Genomic DNA, 16,149 nt, shown 5'->3' on the forward strand with positions numbered 1-16,149 from the left:
TTTCATACAGGAAAACAATTATGCTGGCACAACTAACCATCAGCAACTTTGCCATTGTTCGTGAGCTTGAGATCGACTTCCATAGTGGAATGACGGCGATTACCGGTGAAACCGGTGCAGGTAAATCCATTGCCATTGATGCCCTCGGCTTGTGCCTCGGCGGTCGTGCAGAGGGTGATATGGTGCGCACAGGTGCGGCCCGTGCCGATCTCTGCGCCCGCTTCTCGTTAAAAGACACGCCTGCCGCCCTGCGCTGGCTGGAAGCGAACCAGCTGGAAGATGGACGTGAGTGTTTACTTCGTCGCGTTATCAGCAGTGACGGCCGCTCCCGCGGTTTTATCAATGGTACAGCGGTTCCCCTTTCCCAGCTTCGCGAGCTGGGCCAGCTGCTCATCCAGATCCATGGTCAGCACGCGCACCAGCAGCTAATCAAACCCGAACAGCAGAAAGCCCTGCTCGATGGCTACGCGGGTGAGTACGCGCTTACTCAACTCATGGCGGAGCACTATCGTCAGTGGCATCAAAGCTGCCGCGAACTTGCGCAGCATCAACAGCAAAGCCAGGAGCGTACCGCGCGCGCCGAGCTGCTGGAATATCAGTTGAAAGAGCTGAACGAATTTAACCCTCAGGCGGGTGAATTTGAGCAAATCGACGAGGAGTACAAGCGTCTGGCCAACAGCGGTCAGCTGCTTTCCATCAGTCAGAATGCCCTGAACATGCTGGCGGATGGCGAAGACGTGAATTTGCAGAGCCAACTATATACCGTGCGTCAGCTTGTGACCGAACTGACCGGCATGGACAATAAGCTTTCTGGCGTACTGGAAATGCTGGAAGAGGCCGCAATTCAGATTTCAGAAGCCGGGGATGAGCTGCGCCACTACTGTGAACGTCTGGATCTCGACCCGAACCGTCTGTTCGAGCTTGAGCAACGCATCTCCCGTCAGATTTCACTGGCGCGTAAGCATCACGTTACCCCGGAAGAGCTGCCGAATTACTATCAGTCTCTGCTGGAGGAACAGCAGCAGCTGGACGATCAGGCCGATTCCCTTGAAACCTTGTCTCTGGCGGTTAATCTGCATCATCAGCAGGCGCTGGAAACGGCGAAACGGCTGCACGACGTGCGACAGCACTATGCTCTGGAGCTTAGCCAGCATATTACCGACAGCATGCATACGCTGGCGATGCCGCATGGGGTGTTCACTATTGATGTTCGCTTTGAAGAGCATCACCTGACGGCGGAAGGCGCAGACCGCGTTGAATTCCGCGTCACCACCAACCCAGGCCAGCCTTTACAGGCGATTTCGAAAGTGGCTTCTGGCGGTGAACTGTCGCGTATCGCCCTGGCCATTCAGGTGATTACCGCCCGTAAAATGGAAACCCCGGCGTTGATTTTCGATGAAGTGGATGTGGGTATCAGCGGCCCGACCGCGGCCGTTGTCGGCAAACTGCTGCGTCAGTTGGGTGAATCGACGCAGGTTATGTGTGTGACTCACCTGCCGCAGGTCGCCGGCTGTGGTCATCACCACTTTATCGTTAGCAAGGAAACCGATGGCGAAATGACGGAAACGCACATGAAGCCGCTGGATAAACGCTCACGCTTGCAGGAGCTGGCACGCCTGCTGGGGGGCAGTGAAGTCACCCGTAATACGCTCGCGAATGCGAAAGAACTGCTGGCGGCATAAACTTTTTCGGGATCTCAGGGTCATACAGAACAACAAAAACGCCGCCAGACCAGTTTCAAAGTGGGGCAAGGTCTATTATCATCGGCATATTACATATGAGCCGCGTACTGCTCGGGCCCGAAAAGGAATCAAATCACTATGCGCTGTAAAACGCTGACCGCTGCCGCAGCGGTTCTTCTGATGTTGACCGCAGGCTGTTCCACTCTGGAGAAAGTGGTTTACCGTCCTGACATCAACCAGGGGAACTACCTTACTCCTAACGATGTGTCCAAAATCCGCGTAGGTATGACACAACAGCAGGTCGCTTATGCCCTGGGAACCCCGATGATGTCCGATCCGTTCGGCACAAACACCTGGTTCTATGTATTCCGCCAGCAGCCTGGTCATGAAGATGTGACCCAGCAAACCCTGACGCTGACCTTCAGCAGTGCCGGCGTGCTGACCAACATCGACAACAAGCCTGCCCTGACCAAATAATCAGGCGTCAGCAACGCAAAAAGGTGCTCAATGAGCACCTTTTTTGTGTATGTTTATTTGGCTACTTACCGGATTTCTCTGCTCGCTGACGGCGCAACTCTTTCGGGTCGGCAATCAGCGGACGATAGATTTCAACCCTGTCGCCCTCTTTCAGCACATCACCGAGCTTAACCGGACGGCTATAAATGCCGACTTTATTCTTCGCCAGGTCAATATCACGGCGAAGTTCAAGGATGCCGGAGGCCCGGATAGCCGCCTCAACGGTGGCGCCCTCTTCAAGCGTCACGCGCTGCAAATACTGCTTCTCCGGCAGCGCATACACCACCTCAACAGCAATCTTATGCGACACTGTAAACCTCTTTGGCGCGCGTGGTGAACGCCTGAACCATATTCGAGGCCAGCTCTTTAAATATTCGGCCAAACGCCAGTTCGATCAGCTTATTGGTAAATTCAAAATCCAGATGAAACTCAATGCGGCAGGCGTCAGCGCTCAGTGGCGTAAACTTCCACCCTCCCATCAGTTTTTTAAACGGACCATCCACCAGATGCATCAAAATACTCTGATTGCTCGTCAGGGTATTGCGCGTGGTGAACGTTTTGCTGATCCCCGCTTTGGAGACATCCACGGCCGCAGTCATCTGCGTCGGGCCGGATTCCAGCACCCGGCTACCGGTGCATCCCGGAATAAATTCCGGATAGGACTGAACGTCGTTCACTAACTGATACATTTGTTCCGCGCTGTAGGGAACAAGCGCAGTACGGCTAATCTGAGGCATAGCATTTTCCATGGTCACACAACAGACAAATAATAACATTTATCACCTGTTAAAAAAACGCTAAGCCTTATCTCGTGCTAAGATAGCGCGTTAGACCTCACAGGACGCAATGAGGTGACTTTTTAAAATCAGATTACCGACGGCTTTACGACACTTATGACGAAGAAAAAAGCACATAAACCTGGTTCGGCGACCATTGCGCTCAACAAGCGTGCTCGCCACGAGTATTTCATCGAAGAAGAATTCGAGGCCGGCCTTGCGTTGCAGGGCTGGGAAGTAAAATCGCTGCGTGCCGGGAAAGCCAATATCGGCGACAGCTACGTGATCCTGAAAGACGGTGAGGCCTTCCTGTTCGGCGCGAACTTTACGCCGCTGACCGTCGCCTCTTCACATTACGTTTGCGATCCTACCCGCACCCGTAAGCTGCTGCTGAACAAGCGCGAGCTGGAATCCCTCTACGGACGCATCAACCGCGAAGGCTTCACCGTAGTTGCGCTCTCTTTGTACTGGAAAAACGCCTGGTGCAAAGTGAAAATCGGCGTGGCGAAAGGTAAGAAACAGCACGACAAGCGTACTGACCTGAAAGCACGCGAGTGGCAGCTCGACAAAGCACGTATCATGAAAAACGCAGGACGTTGATCTGCGCGCTTATTGTACTATTCAATAAGTTAGCGTTTCGGGCTGGTATCGAGGAAGTGAAATCTGGTATACTGAGTTCAACACTATTGGGGCTGATTCTGGATTCGACGGGATTTGCGAAACCCAAGGTGCATGCCGAGGGGCGGTTTGCCTCGTTAAAAGCCGCAAAAAAATAGTCGCAAACGACGAAAACTACGCTTTAGCAGCTTAATAACCTGCTAAGAGCCCTCTCTCCCTAGCTTCCGCTCTTAAGACGGGGATCAAAGAGAGGTCAAACCCAAAAGAGATCGCGTGGAAACCCTGCCTGGGGTTGAAGCGTTAAAACTAATCAGGCTAGTTCGTTAGTGGCGTGTTTGTCCGCAGCTGGCGTGCGAATGTAAAGACAAACTAAGCATGTAGTACCGAGGATGTAGAAATTTCGGACGCGGGTTCAACTCCCGCCAGCTCCACCAAATAAAACAAGGGGTTACGTGAAAACGTAACCCCTTTTTTTGCCCATGTCCACATTACGTCCACTCGGCAAAACTTTGGCCAGCGCTAACTTCAGTAACCCCAGTTTTACATTTTTGCATCCAGTGCCCATATGCCGCTTGCCACGCCTCTTGTTCATCGGCAAAAAGATGTTCTGCAATAGGCAACTACTCAATGCCATTTGAACCAAACTCCAAGTACAGGGATGACCAGCTCTGTCGCTATATCCTTACAGCATTCCCGACCCCATAGGACAAATGGATTATGCAAAGTTTCTATCATCTTGATCAGCTGATTCAGGGTTATTTCAATCAGGATCATGACCTCATAAATGAGGGAGAGGATACTATTGAGGGCACTATTGAACTCTATAAAAAAACAGCCCCAGATTGGATGTTAAAAGAGTTAGCCGAAGAGGTCGATTGTTTCCTTGAGCTTTACGAAGACAGGCTGGATGAGCAATTCAAAAGCCGGTATGGATTTGATTTCTCACCTGAGTTGTGGGATTCAACCCCATTCGATTTCCTGATGACTGTGCGCAGACTTGCCCTTTCTTAGAAGTAGCTACAGGAAGACAAACCCGTAACGGCTTAACCGACCTCAGACCGGCAACAGCCGGTCTTTTTCTTTCTAAATATAAGTTAAGGGTGAACAGTTAAATCCAAAAAAGCTTTTTCTTGATGTGATCCATTCAAAAAACAGGTTTGCTTAACCACAGGAAACACTGCAACAAATCGCCATTGGCATACCCGTGAAAGTTGAATTTATAAATTATCAACAAAAAAACAGCCTATTAATGAATTTATTCAGACTCCACCAGTCCAAAAATCCTCCATCGGTGATTACCAGAATCACCCGATGAAGTGCTAAAAGCCCGCACGGCGCAAGCTCTGCGGGCTTTTTATATCTGTCCCTTCCCGTCCAGCGCCCCCTCACACGCCAGCGCCAGCACCATCAGCGCCGTCTCATTCTCCTGCACCGATAACATCTCCATCCCCACCGACAGACCGATACGGCTTACGCCGCACGGCAACGTTATAGCTGGCAGGCCGCTGATGGCGGCCAGTTCCGGCGCGCAGCCTGGCGGCATCTTCGCCATACTTTCTGGTAACCGTTGTACGGTGGGATACACAAATCCGTCGATGCGCTGCGCCTCCGCCACCTGGCAAAGGTTCTGCCGCAACAGGCGCTGAAAGCGACGCCCCGCCAGCCAGAGCGGAGTTTTCAGCGTGCTACTCGCCAGCATCTGACGTAGAAACGGCGCAAACTCTGGCAGGTAAGCGCCGGAGTCCACAATGCTTGTCAGTCCGGAGGGAGCGCCAGGCTGTTTGCCAAGCCAGTCGTCAATCGCCACGCGAAATTCATACAGGCTCAGGCATGTCGCCTGACTTACGTCGTCCAGCAAAGGTAATGATACCTCCACCAGCGTTGCTCCGGCACGACGCAACGTGTGCAGCGCCGACTGCCAGACCTCCAGCTGTACCTCATCCTCTCCCTGTAACGCGGTTACCACACCAAAGCGAACGCCTTTCAGCGAACGCACAGGAAGCGCAACCGGTGGCAAACCATGGATCACCGCATGCAGCAAGGCGGCATCTTCAACGCTATGTACCATTGGCCCAACGGTATCTTTGCTGGGCGAGAGCGGCGCCACGCCATCCAGCTGTGAACGGCGAAAAGCAGGCCGTAGCCCCACCAGCCCGGTATAGCTACAGGGAATGCGGATAGAGCCGCCGGTATCGGTACCCAATGCGCCATCCGCCATCCCCGCCGCCACCGCCGCGGCGCATCCTCCGCTGGAACCTCCGGCGGTGAGTGACGGGCGAAGCGGGTTTGCCACATCGCCCCCCAGCGAGCTTCGCGAGCGCACGTCAAAAGCAAACTCGGACATATTCGCTCTGGCGAGGATAATCGCTCCTGCCCTACGCAACCGCTGTATAACAAGCGCATCCGACGTCGCGTTAAGTGAGGCCAGCGCCCGGCAGCCAAGAGTAATGGGCATCGGTGCGCAGGCAATATTATCTTTGACGATCAACGGCACGCCGTGCAGGGGGCCGATCGGCTCCCCGCGTCGACGCTGCTGCTGATGCTGTTCCGCCTGAGACATGGCGTCAGGGTTAACCCCGAGGATCGCGTTGAGCGCCCGGTGCTGCTGAATGACGTCGAGACGGCGGGCAATTTCCTCCGGGCAGTCGTCTGGCGGTATCAGGCGCTTCATAGTCTCAGGCTCCCTCGTGATGAAAACCGGGCAGAAGGCTGCCCGGGATACGTTTTAGTCCCGCATGCCGGTAGTAATTGCATCAATGTCCTGCGGACGCAGACGAATTTCCGCCGCCCGTCGGTGCCCCTGCATCCCCTCGGTACGGCTCTGGCGGATCGCCGGTTCTGCGATTGCCGGGATACCCTGCTCGTCAATCCACTGATGGGTACAGATTTTGACGTACGCCCCAACCCACAGACCACCGGTATAGCGTGCCGCCGCCATCGTCGGTAACGTGTGGTTGGTGCCGCAGCATTTATCAGAGAACACCACGCTGGCGTTCTGACCAATAAACAGCGAGCCATAGTTGCGGATCTTCGCCGCCGTCGCGTGCGGATCGCGGGTATGCACCTGCAAATGCTCCGTCGCCATATGGTCAGCAAACGCAATCAGCTGCGCTTCATCTTCGCAGAGCACAATCTCACCCTGCCGGCGCCACGCCTCCCCCGCCGTGGCGGCCGTTGGCAGGCTGGCAAGCTGACGCTCAACCTCCGCCAGGGTACGCTCAGCGATATCCCGGCTGGTTGTCGCCAGCCCGACGCGGGTATGAATATCGTGTTCTGCCTGCGCCAGCATATCGGCGGCCAGAATGCGCGGATCGGCGCTGTCGTCAGCGATAGTGAAAATCTCGCTCGGCCCGGCGAGGGCATCAATGCCGACTCGACCAAACACCTGGCGTTTCGCTTCGTTAACGAAGGCGTTGCCTGGCCCAACGATTTTGTCCACCGATGGAATGCTCTCCGTTCCCCAGGCCATGGCCGCAATGGCCTGCGCGCCACCTACCCTGAAAATGCGGTGCGCGCCCGCCAGATGGCAAACCGCGATCATCGCCGGATGCGCTCCCGGCGGCAGACAGGCGATGATCTGTTCGCAGCCCGCCACCGTCGCAGGGACAATCGACATCACCGGCGCAGAGAGGATCGGGTAACGCCCACCCGGCACGTAGCAGCCCACCGTCTGCACCGGGATGATCCGGTGACCGAGATGTACGCCAGGCAGCGTCTCAACTTCCAGCGGCTGCATGGTCGCCAGCTGCGCCTGCGCAAAACGACGCACCTGATTAATAGCAAACTCGCTGTCGCGGCGCGTCTGGGCATCCATCCCCTGCAGTGCTTCGGCGATCTCCTGCTCGCTCACCTCAAACTGCGTCGGCACGACGTTATCAAACTGCTGCGAAAAGGCTCTTAGCGCCGTATCGCCTTCGGTTTTCACGCGCTCGATAATGGCGCTGACCTTCTCCGTCAGGGAACGATCGGCCTGCGCATCCTGCCCCTGCGGGCGCTTAATCCAGCTCACCTGATTTAACATTTACGCGTCCTCCATCTGGCCGAGTTTGATTTGCGCCAGCAGCGCCAGGTGGTCATACACGACCCATTCATCAACAATTTTGCCGTTGACGATGTGGTAGTGCGACATGCCCATCACGAACAGTCGTTCTCCGGTCGGCTTGCCCAGTTCGCCGTAACCCAGGTGATGCCCTTCGATGATCCAGCGAACCGCCACTTTGACGCCGCCTTCATCGCACGGGTTGGAACAGATATGCTGCGGCAGCCACGCGCCGTCAGGGATCATCCCCACCAGCGCCAGCGTCTGATGGGTTACCGCCGCGGTGCCGTACAGCTCTTTCATCAGCGGGCCATGCCACTGCACGTTAGGGGCGTAAACCTCTTTGATTTTGCCGAACATCCGACGATTGTAGATCTCATGCAGCCAGCGCAGGCACTGCTCTTCCGTATCGGTGTGTGCAATGGATACATCGCACTCCATCTCCGGCGGATATTGCCCCAGCATGCGGCCGTTTTCGCCGATGTCCATCACGCGGAAGCCTTTATCAAACTGCTCCTTTGCCATATTAAATGCGATTTGATCGGTATTCAGGCCAAGCTGTTTCATTAACGACATGTTGTCGCTGACTACCCACTCCCGGTAAATTTTATTCTCGTGGATCATGCAATCTGCCACGGTACGGGTAACGAAGGTGCGGTTGGTCGGCTTGCCTAAATGGCTGTGCTGGGTATGCCGCCCGCTTCCCGTCACCAGGTGAGAGGTATAAAAACCGTCAACATCATTTCCGTTCCAGATAACCTGGGTTGCCATGCCGCGCCGCTCCGGGAAGGCAATTAAGCGTTGCAGCGTATCCTGTACCACCTGCTCACGGTTATAGAGTGTCCCCAGCGCGTTATACAGCACGCAGTTATGGGTATAGTGAGAATAAATTAAGCCGACATCGCGCTCGTCCCATATTTTATGGGTGCAGCGAACTATATAATCGACAATATCGGTATAGCAGTCATCAAAGCCGCGTAATGATTGCACGCGCGGTCTTTTTTCCGGTACCAGATCGACAAAATCACGACGTTCCACCTGTAATACAGGCTCCTCTTTCAGCGATTTCACGCTGCTTTTTTCGGGTACGGCTGGTGCTTTATTTGTTGCTTCGGTGGAAGACATATAAACTCCTGCTCTGTTTTCAGACAATAAGAACCCGCACCCGTAAGTGAGGGTGAATTAAACTCGATTATTTTCGGCAGCCAGAATAAGGGGGCTGCCGCCCCTGTTAATTCACTATTTGCGACCAAATCGCTAATTCATCGATCCCCAGATATTCACGGAAAATTAAACCATCACGTAATTCAAGCTGGCTGATACCGGTAATTGATATGGGTTTACGGGTTGGCGCACCAAATTTGCCGTAACCGTCATGCCAGGTTAATAACGACCAGCGCAGGGAAAGCCGAATCGGCTCGTTAGGATCTTTACGCACAATCAGATGATGGAGCTGCGTTTCGCTGTCGGCAAATGAAGCGCGGTAGCCAGAAAGCTGTGCGCCAATTTCCTGCTCACCGGTGCAGAGGCAATGACCCGGCGCGTAAAGCGTCGCCGCCGGGTGATAGAGACCGGGCACCACGCCACTGTTACCGCCCGCCCACATGGTTAAGTAGCGCTCAACGACGCCTGCCAGCGCCCCTTCTACGTCGTCGCCCTCGGGCCCGCCCGCCCAGCGGGCATCCAGCGTCTCGGCAGAGACCGCCTCCACGCCAAGCTGCTGGCGCATGGTCGCCAGGTTAAAGGCAAATTCGCGGATATCCAGCCCCAGTTGCGCCACAATCGCAGCACGATCCTGAAGCAGCCACTCCTGGCGTACGGCCCCATCAACACAGATGCGATCGGCCCAGGTGCGGACCCAGACATTTTTCCCGGTCGGCGGGCCAAAAAACCCCTCCCCCTGATGCTGAATGCGGGCTACGGTACGCTGAGCCGCATAGTACTCGTCCCCCGGGTTCTGGCTGCACAGAATATCCTCCGTCAGCACCGCTCGCTGCGGGAAGCTGTGCATCGCCTCAAGCGTCAGGCGCATAAACTGGGAAAGCTCATGCAGCTGTTTTTCGGGGGTAGTGAAAACCACCGGCGTGGCGTAAAAATCCGCCAGCTGGCCGATATCTTTCTGCTCCCAGACGACATGCGTCAGCGTCAAAATGAACTGCTGGATAGAGTCGAATTGAGGGCTGAAGCCCCGCAATCTGGTCATGTGCGCTCCTTAGAATGGAATAGCGTTAAACCATTGGTTTCGATAACGCCGCTGCGTGGGCGACGCGCCGAGTGGCGTATCACCAGCGTACCGGGCACCGTAATCTGTTCAGGCTCTATGGTTCCGCTGTCAATTTGCTTCATTAACAGTTCCACCGTGGCATCTACCATCGCGCCGACCGGCTGCGACGCCGAAGTCAACGCATAAGAGGGCCAGCCGGAAGGGCCGATGTCGTCATACCCGACAATGGAGACCTCCTCCGGAATGCGCAAACCAAACTCATAGCGCGCCACATCCATTACCGTGACGGCCATATGATCGTTGGCGACAAAGACCGCATCCGGCGCTGGCGACGCCGAAAACAGGGTATAAGCCGCCCGGGTGGTTTGCTGAGCGTCGTAATTCCCGTGCACCACCCGCACATCGGTGATGCCATGTTCTTCCAGCGTGGAGATGAACCCGTGCTGGCGGGCGATATTGACCGGGGAATCAGCTACGCCGCCCACGTAGGCAAAACGCTTGTGCTCCCCCGCCAGCAGAAACTCGGCAATCTGCCGCGCGGCCGCTTCGTTATTACTGTTGACGCTGGAGGCCATGCCACTCTCTTCGCTGCGGTTAAACAGCACTACCGGGATCCCGGCGGCAAGACACTCCTCGGATAACTCCAGCGACAGCGTCACCGAGGCCAGCACAATGCCATCCACCCGGTACTGCATAATCTGGTCAAAAATACGGTCAACGTTACCGTCCCGGTCGCCAACGAACAGCAGCAGGTGATAGTTCAGCGTATCCAGCTTTTGTGCCAGCGCCTCCAGCACCTGCGAGTAAAAGGGGTTATCAAAGTAAGAAATGACGACACCGATAATGCGCGAACGCGCCGTGTTGAGCGAACGGGCTATCGCATTCGGGCGATAGCCCAACTCGCGCGCCGCCTTCAGCACTTTTTCACGCGTTGCCGGTGAAATGCTGGCCCCCGGCGTGAACGTTCGCGACACCGCAGATTGCGATACCCCCGCCAGTTGAGCGACCTGTTGGGATGTGACTGCTGCAAAAGTCTTACGTTTCATTACCCCTGATTCCTTATCAACGTCCTGCCCATTTGCGCGTGCTTCAAACGCCTCAGCAAGTGGGTGTTTTTTATACTTACACCACCTTTGCATGCGTATGCAACACAAAAAATTAAAATTCTCACAACAAGATCGAGATCACTTTACAAACATGAAACCTTTTCGTAACTTCAAATCTTGAATACGTATGCAAAGAGTTTTCATACCGTCAAAGGTACCGGAGAGAACAGGAGTCGCCCAAAGGATTGAACCGGTAAACGTCGTCCCTGACTGGTTATAACCCATTAATTCTTAAGAGGTTCAAAACCATGTTTCAAGCACTGTTACGCCGTCGGGAAGCCCGGCTCTTTTTCATCATCAGCATCCTGTTCTTTATCTGCATCCATAGCATTGATGCATTCCTGGCCCCCATGATGATCAACCAGGGCATTGAGCCACAGATCATGGGCATCATCATGGGCGCATCCGGGCTGGCAACCCTTCTGATACGCTTCCCGTTAGGCATTATTTCCGACGTGGTTAAAAGCCGCAGGATCTTCATCCAGATTGGCCTGCTGCTGCCAATTATCGCCTGGCCAATTGCCTGGCTTGAACCCAATGCCATTACGCTGTATCTGGCGAAAGCGGCAGACGGCGTCACGGCGGCGACATGGGTGCTGTACAACATCCTGTTCATGCGTTACTTCGGTCGCAACGAAGCCCCTGCCGCCGTCGCGCTGCTGGCGCTGGCAGGGCCCATCGGCGTGTTTCTCGGCAACTGTATTGGCGCGGTGCTGATTCACTATTTTGCCAATAACATCGCCTTTTTTGTCTCCTGCATCTCCGCCCTGGTGGCGTTGATCCTGACGACCCGCATTCAGGACGTGCACGACCCGGTGCAGGCCCCCACGCTTAAAGCCTGCATCACCGGCGCGCGCCAGCAGCTGGCCGACCGTTCCGTCTGGCTGATTGGCATCCTGGCGACCGTCGTCATTCTGGTGCCCTTCGCCACCCGGGACACGCTGACGCCGGTCTACGCCGAACAGCTCGGCGCCCGGGCGGGGATCCTCGCGGTGCTCGGAAACATCCACCTTCTGTTTTACGGGCTGGCCATCTCCCTGTGCAGCTCGGTGTTTTATCAGCGCCTTGGGCTGGTAAAAACCGCCGTGCTCGGCATCGTTTTACAGGTGATCTCCACCTTCGGCATTCCCTTTACCAGCAATATGTACGTCATTTACCTGTGGCAGGCGCTGGCAGGTTTTTCGTTCGGTATGGCCTTTGCCGCATTCATGTCGCTCAGCGTAGTGAATACCTCGTCTGATGAACAATCCACGCGAATGGGACTATTCCAGACCATTTATTCCTGCGGCATGTTTGTCGGGCCGGTAATGATGGGCGTAATGATGCAACATATTAACCTGTCGTCCGGTTATATATTGATTGCCGCCCTTTCCGTTGTGGCCGCTATTGCCACGCCGCTGTCCGCTCGATGGGTATATGCCCGTAAAACGCAAACCTCAGCCCAATTATTAAAAAACGGTGCGTACGCCGCCGCGCCGGATCAATAACCCACTCTGAAGTAAACACCCTTTCCCGGTCTGCCGGGAGGACAACTGACATCTAAAAAAGGTAAGGAGAAGCGTGTGTCCTGGAAATTAAAAACCGGTAAATCTACCGAAGAGCGCCAGCAAGCCAACCAGCAAATAAGAGAAACGGTTGAGCAAATACTTGCGGATATTGAAAAGCGTGGAAATAAAGCCATTCGCGAATTATCCATTAAATTCGATCGTTATGACCGTCAGGATTATCGTCTGGCCCCCGCGGAGATCGACCGCTGCATAAAACAGTTAAGCCGCCAGGATATTCAGGATATTGAATTCGCCCAACAGCAGGTGGCGAATTTTGCCCGCGCGCAGAAAGAATGCCTGCGGGATCTGGAAATTGAAACGCGTCCCGGCGTTATTCTCGGGCATAAAAATATTCCGATTAACGCCGTGGGATGTTACGTGCCTGGCGGAAAATATCCCCTGCTCGCCTCCGCGCACATGTCGATTATCACCGCCAGCGTGGCGGGGTGCTCAAGAATTATCAGCTGTGCCCCGCCGTTTAACGGTCAGCCCGCCCCGGCGATTGTCGCGGCGCAAAAAATGGCTGGCGCAACGGAAATCTATGCCCTTGGCGGCATTCAGGCGATAGGCGCCATGGCGCTGGGCACGGACTCGCTGGCACCGGTCGACATGCTGGTCGGCCCCGGTAACGCCTTCGTCGCGGAGGCCAAACGCCAGCTGTTCGGCCGGGTAGGTATCGATCTGTTTGCCGGTCCGACGGAAACGCTGGTGATTGCCGATAACACCGTTGACGCGGAAATGTGCGCCACGGATCTGCTGGGCCAGGCCGAACACGGCGTCACCACCCCTGCCATCCTGCTGACGAACTCGCTCCAGCTTGCCAAAGAGACGCTCAGCGAAGTGGAACGGCTGCTGAAAAAGCTCCCTACCGCCGACATTGCCCGCCAGTCCTGGCAGGACTACGGGGAAATCATCGTCTGCGACAGCTACGAAGAGATGCTGCTGGAGGCAGATCGTATCGCTTCCGAACATGTTCAGGTGATGACCGACCGGGACGACTGGTTCCTGGCTAACCTGACCAATTACGGCGCGCTGTTCCTTGGGCCGCGTACTAACGTGGCCTATGGCGATAAGGTGATCGGAACCAACCACACCCTGCCGACGCAAAAAGCCGCACGCTATACCGGCGGCCTGTGGGTGGGCAAGTTCATGAAAACCTGCACCTTCCAGAAAGTCCTCAGCGACGAAGCCACCGCCGAAATCGGCAGCTATTGTTCGCGTCTGTCGTTGCTGGAGGGTTTCGCCGGACATGCCGAGCAGGCCAATATTCGCGTGCGCCGTTATGGCCAGACGGAGGTTCCCTACGCCACACCGGCCCCGGTCAGGGAAAAGGTGTAAGCCATGACGCTTTTGCAAACGCCCTCTTTCACCCTGCACGGCAAACGCGCGCTGGTAACCGGCGGGTCAAGAGGGATTGGCTTCGCTGCCGCCGTCGCCCTCGCACAGGCGGGCGCAGAGGTATGGATCGCCGCCCGGGGCCGCGAGGCGCTGGCGCATGCCGCAAGTCTGGCAGCGGAACACAGGCTCGCATTTCACCCGCTGGAGCTGGATATTACCGACGCTCAGGAGGTGGAGCGTGTGCTGGCGACATTGCCCACGCCCGACATTCTGGTGAACAGTGCCGGGCTGGCACGCCACCAGCCGTTTCTTGAGGTGAACGAGGACAATTTCGATGCGGTGATGGCGCTTAACCTGCGCGCCACCTTTTTTGTCAGCCAGCGCGTGGCGCGCAGAATGCGGGCGGGCGGTAAGGGAGGGTCGATTATTCACATCTCATCGCAAATGGGACACGTTGGTGGCCCCGAGCGTAGCGTGTACTGTGCCTCCAAATTCGCGCTTGAAGGGTTAACCCGAACGATGGCGCTGGAGCTGGGCGAGGCGGGGATCCGCGTTAATACGCTGTGCCCAACCTTCATTGAAACCGACCTGACGCGCCCGGCGCTCGCCGATCCGACGTTCCGCCACTACGTGCTGGACAACATCAAGCTGCGCCGGTTAGGCAGGCTGGAGGACATTATGGGCCCGGTAGTGTTTCTCGCCTCAGATGCCGCCGGGCTGATCACCGGCAGTGCCCTGATGGTTGACGGCGGCTGGACGGCTACGTGAGGGATGCAATGGAATATCCGCTTCTGGACAATACCGATCTTCCGCTGGTGCTGCTTGGTGGCACGCTTTGTAACGCCCGGCTCTGGCAGCCCGTTATTGAACGGCTGAATGTCGCAGCGGTGTCGTGTATTACGCTGACGGGTGCGGAGTCCGCGCCGCAGGCGTCACGGCGGTTATTAGAGGTTCTGCCGCCGCGCTTTCTGCTGGCAGGGTTTTCTCTCGGTGCCATAGTCGCGCTGCAAATGGCCGCCGACGCGCCAGAAAGAGTGAACGGGCTGACGCTGATTTCCGTTAATCCGTTGCCCGTTGCGCCAGACACCCTCGCTTCACGCCGGGAAGCGGTACGCACCGCACAGGCGCGGGGCCTGGCCGACTGGCTGGTCTCCTCGCTGTGGCAGAGCTATGTCGCCCCGTCACGTCTGTCCGATCGGATCCTGCAAGAGACTATTTGCCGAATGGCGCAAGAGTGCGGCATTGAGACCTTTGCCGGGCAAACGGAAATGGCCATTCACCGGCAGGACAACCGGACTGCGTTTAACGCCCTCTCCTGCCCCACATTACTTCTAAACGGCGCGCAGGACGTTATCTGCACGCCCCATCATCATCAGCTACTGGCCGCAGGCAACGCGAACGTGACCAGACATACGGTGGAGGCTGGCGGGCATTTTATTCCGCTGGAAACCCCGGATGAGATCGCGCCGCTGCTGCGTCAGTGGATAACGGAGTGCATACAGTGCGCAAAAACAGTTTAAAGACCGCATTTCTGGAAAATACTCCCATCATAAACGGCTGGCTGGCGATCCCGTCCGGTTATAGCGCGGAAATTATGGGCCATCAGGGTTACGACGCCGTCACCGTCGATTTGCAGCACGGCATGATTGATTTTGCCAGCGCGCTGTCAATGCTACAGGCGCTATCGGCCACGCCTGCCGTGCCGCTGGTGCGGGTGGCAGATAACGATCCGGCGCAAATCATGCGCGTATTAGACGCAGGAGCCTACGGCGTAATCTGCCCGATGATCTCCAGCGCGGAACAGGCTCGCCGTTTTGTCGCTGCCTGTCGCTATCCACCGCTGGGTGTTCGCTCCTTTGGTCCGGCCAGAGGTCTACTCTACGGCGGCAGTGATTATCCACAGCACGCTAACAACGAGATCCTGACGCTGGCGATGATTGAAACCCGCGAAGGGCTGGCTGATCTTGACGCCATCCTTGATACCGAAGGGCTGGACGGTGTGTTTATTGGCCCCAACGATCTCTCACTGACGCTGACCGGCAGCGCCAGCGCCGAATCGCAACATCCCGAAATGCTTGCTGCTATTGAGCGGGTGATTCACTGCTGCCGCCAGCAGCAGAAGATTGCCGGAATTTTCTGCACTTCCGGCGCGGCCGCCGCAGCGCGCATTGATCAGGGTTTTCAGTTTGTTACCCCTGCAAACGACGTTATGCAACTGGGTCGCGCCTCGCGTGAAGCCATTGCCCTCGCCCGCGGCAACTCTATCCCTACCACCGGTGCATCCGGTTATTAAAAGGAGAAAT

The 16,149-nt window shown here is 56.0% G+C and carries 16 protein-coding genes and 1 other RNA gene; 10 read left to right on the top strand and 7 right to left on the bottom strand.

Going from position 1 to position 16,149, the window contains the following annotated elements; translation table 11 throughout:
* Positions 1-20: 20 nt before the first annotated feature.
* Positions 21-1,682 carry a DNA repair protein RecN gene (recN, locus tag IM282_RS01700; RefSeq protein ID WP_022649071.1) on the top strand — a complete coding sequence of 554 codons (1,662 nt, stop codon included), beginning with the start codon at positions 21-23 and terminating at the stop codon, positions 1,680-1,682.
* A 138-nt stretch (positions 1,683-1,820) separates the two neighbouring features.
* The gene (gene bamE / locus IM282_RS01705) at positions 1,821-2,159 is read left to right on the top strand and encodes an outer membrane protein assembly factor BamE (protein ID WP_003863121.1); all 339 of its coding nucleotides are present in this window, start codon (positions 1,821-1,823) and stop codon (positions 2,157-2,159) included.
* Between the two features lie 61 nt (positions 2,160-2,220).
* Here the strand turns inward: bamE and IM282_RS01710 are convergent, their stop codons facing one another.
* Positions 2,221-2,508: an RnfH family protein gene (locus IM282_RS01710; protein ID WP_003863119.1), complete on the bottom strand. Its 288-nt coding sequence runs from the start codon at positions 2,506-2,508 to the stop codon at positions 2,221-2,223.
* Positions 2,498-2,935 carry a type II toxin-antitoxin system RatA family toxin gene (locus IM282_RS01715; protein ID WP_003863117.1) on the bottom strand — a complete coding sequence of 146 codons (438 nt, stop codon included), beginning with the start codon at positions 2,933-2,935 and terminating at the stop codon, positions 2,498-2,500. Before IM282_RS01715 ends, IM282_RS01710 begins: the two co-directional genes overlap by 11 nt.
* A 156-nt stretch (positions 2,936-3,091) precedes the next feature.
* Between IM282_RS01715 and smpB the strand changes: the two genes are divergently transcribed.
* The 3 genes from smpB to IM282_RS01730 all read left to right on the top strand — a co-directional run bounded on the left by smpB (position 3,092) and on the right by IM282_RS01730 (position 4,603).
* On the top strand, positions 3,092-3,574 hold the full coding sequence (gene smpB / locus IM282_RS01720; protein ID WP_003863115.1) for an SsrA-binding protein SmpB: 483 nt from the start codon (positions 3,092-3,094) through the stop codon (positions 3,572-3,574).
* A gap of 88 nt (positions 3,575-3,662) precedes the next feature.
* Positions 3,663-4,026, top strand: a transfer-messenger RNA (tmRNA) gene (gene ssrA / locus IM282_RS01725).
* A 283-nt stretch (positions 4,027-4,309) separates the two neighbouring features.
* Positions 4,310-4,603, top strand: coding sequence for a contact-dependent growth inhibition system immunity protein (locus tag IM282_RS01730; protein ID WP_192970045.1), 294 nt, complete (start codon positions 4,310-4,312; stop codon positions 4,601-4,603).
* A 343-nt stretch (positions 4,604-4,946) separates the two neighbouring features.
* Here the strand turns inward: IM282_RS01730 and IM282_RS01735 are convergent, their stop codons facing one another.
* The 5 genes from IM282_RS01735 to IM282_RS01755 all read right to left on the bottom strand — a co-directional run bounded on the left by IM282_RS01735 (position 4,947) and on the right by IM282_RS01755 (position 10,901).
* Positions 4,947-6,263, bottom strand: a complete 1,317-nt coding sequence (locus IM282_RS01735) for an amidase (protein WP_192970046.1) — start codon at positions 6,261-6,263, stop codon at positions 4,947-4,949.
* Positions 6,264-6,317: 54 nt separating this feature from the next.
* Complete coding sequence (gene hisD, locus IM282_RS01740) at positions 6,318-7,613, bottom strand: histidinol dehydrogenase (protein ID WP_022649092.1); 1,296 nt, start codon at positions 7,611-7,613, stop codon at positions 6,318-6,320.
* The gene (locus IM282_RS01745) at positions 7,614-8,756 is read right to left on the bottom strand and encodes an ester cyclase (protein WP_015571629.1); all 1,143 of its coding nucleotides are present in this window, start codon (positions 8,754-8,756) and stop codon (positions 7,614-7,616) included.
* A 106-nt stretch (positions 8,757-8,862) separates the two neighbouring features.
* Positions 8,863-9,834 carry a nuclear transport factor 2 family protein gene (locus IM282_RS01750; RefSeq protein WP_022649093.1) on the bottom strand — a complete coding sequence of 324 codons (972 nt, stop codon included), beginning with the start codon at positions 9,832-9,834 and terminating at the stop codon, positions 8,863-8,865.
* Positions 9,831-10,901 (bottom strand): LacI family DNA-binding transcriptional regulator, encoded by a 1,071-nt coding sequence (locus IM282_RS01755; RefSeq protein WP_192970047.1) that lies wholly within the window; start codon positions 10,899-10,901, stop codon positions 9,831-9,833. The genes IM282_RS01750 and IM282_RS01755 overlap by 4 nt, the downstream gene beginning before the upstream one ends.
* 308 nt (positions 10,902-11,209) lie before the next feature.
* Between IM282_RS01755 and IM282_RS01760 the strand changes: the two genes are divergently transcribed.
* The 5 genes from IM282_RS01760 to IM282_RS01780 all read left to right on the top strand — a co-directional run bounded on the left by IM282_RS01760 (position 11,210) and on the right by IM282_RS01780 (position 16,139).
* Positions 11,210-12,448 (top strand): MFS transporter, encoded by a 1,239-nt coding sequence (locus IM282_RS01760; protein WP_192970048.1) that lies wholly within the window; start codon positions 11,210-11,212, stop codon positions 12,446-12,448.
* 75 nt (positions 12,449-12,523) lie between these two features.
* Positions 12,524-13,846, top strand: coding sequence for a histidinol dehydrogenase (gene hisD, locus IM282_RS01765; protein ID WP_032625873.1), 1,323 nt, complete (start codon positions 12,524-12,526; stop codon positions 13,844-13,846).
* A gap of 3 nt (positions 13,847-13,849) precedes the next feature.
* Positions 13,850-14,614 (top strand): SDR family NAD(P)-dependent oxidoreductase, encoded by a 765-nt coding sequence (locus tag IM282_RS01770; RefSeq protein WP_192970049.1) that lies wholly within the window; start codon positions 13,850-13,852, stop codon positions 14,612-14,614.
* A gap of 8 nt (positions 14,615-14,622) precedes the next feature.
* Positions 14,623-15,366 carry an alpha/beta fold hydrolase gene (locus IM282_RS01775; RefSeq protein WP_023298422.1) on the top strand — a complete coding sequence of 248 codons (744 nt, stop codon included), beginning with the start codon at positions 14,623-14,625 and terminating at the stop codon, positions 15,364-15,366.
* Positions 15,348-16,139, top strand: a complete 792-nt coding sequence (locus IM282_RS01780) for an aldolase/citrate lyase family protein (protein ID WP_192970050.1) — start codon at positions 15,348-15,350, stop codon at positions 16,137-16,139. The genes IM282_RS01775 and IM282_RS01780 overlap by 19 nt, the downstream gene beginning before the upstream one ends.
* The last annotated feature ends 10 nt before the right edge of the window (positions 16,140-16,149 follow it).

Source organism: Enterobacter cloacae complex sp. P29RS, assembly GCF_014893445.1.
Lineage (GTDB): Bacteria > Pseudomonadota > Gammaproteobacteria > Enterobacterales > Enterobacteriaceae > Enterobacter > Enterobacter intestinihominis.

Coding starts and splice junctions, on each gene's coding strand:
- recN (WP_022649071.1), top strand. CDS start 21: ATGCTGGCACAACTAACCATCAGCAACTTTGCCATTGTTCGTGAGCTT.
- bamE (WP_003863121.1), top strand. CDS start 1,821: ATGCGCTGTAAAACGCTGACCGCTGCCGCAGCGGTTCTTCTGATGTTG.
- IM282_RS01715 (WP_003863117.1), bottom strand. CDS start 2,935: ATGCCTCAGATTAGCCGTACTGCGCTTGTTCCCTACAGCGCGGAACAA.
- smpB (WP_003863115.1), top strand. CDS start 3,092: ATGACGAAGAAAAAAGCACATAAACCTGGTTCGGCGACCATTGCGCTC.
- IM282_RS01730 (WP_192970045.1), top strand. CDS start 4,310: ATGCAAAGTTTCTATCATCTTGATCAGCTGATTCAGGGTTATTTCAAT.
- IM282_RS01735 (WP_192970046.1), bottom strand. CDS start 6,263: ATGAAGCGCCTGATACCGCCAGACGACTGCCCGGAGGAAATTGCCCGC.
- hisD (WP_022649092.1), bottom strand. CDS start 7,613: ATGTTAAATCAGGTGAGCTGGATTAAGCGCCCGCAGGGGCAGGATGCG.
- IM282_RS01745 (WP_015571629.1), bottom strand. CDS start 8,756: ATGTCTTCCACCGAAGCAACAAATAAAGCACCAGCCGTACCCGAAAAA.
- IM282_RS01750 (WP_022649093.1), bottom strand. CDS start 9,834: ATGACCAGATTGCGGGGCTTCAGCCCTCAATTCGACTCTATCCAGCAG.
- IM282_RS01755 (WP_192970047.1), bottom strand. CDS start 10,901: ATGAAACGTAAGACTTTTGCAGCAGTCACATCCCAACAGGTCGCTCAA.
- IM282_RS01760 (WP_192970048.1), top strand. CDS start 11,210: ATGTTTCAAGCACTGTTACGCCGTCGGGAAGCCCGGCTCTTTTTCATC.
- IM282_RS01770 (WP_192970049.1), top strand. CDS start 13,850: ATGACGCTTTTGCAAACGCCCTCTTTCACCCTGCACGGCAAACGCGCG.
- IM282_RS01775 (WP_023298422.1), top strand. CDS start 14,623: ATGGAATATCCGCTTCTGGACAATACCGATCTTCCGCTGGTGCTGCTT.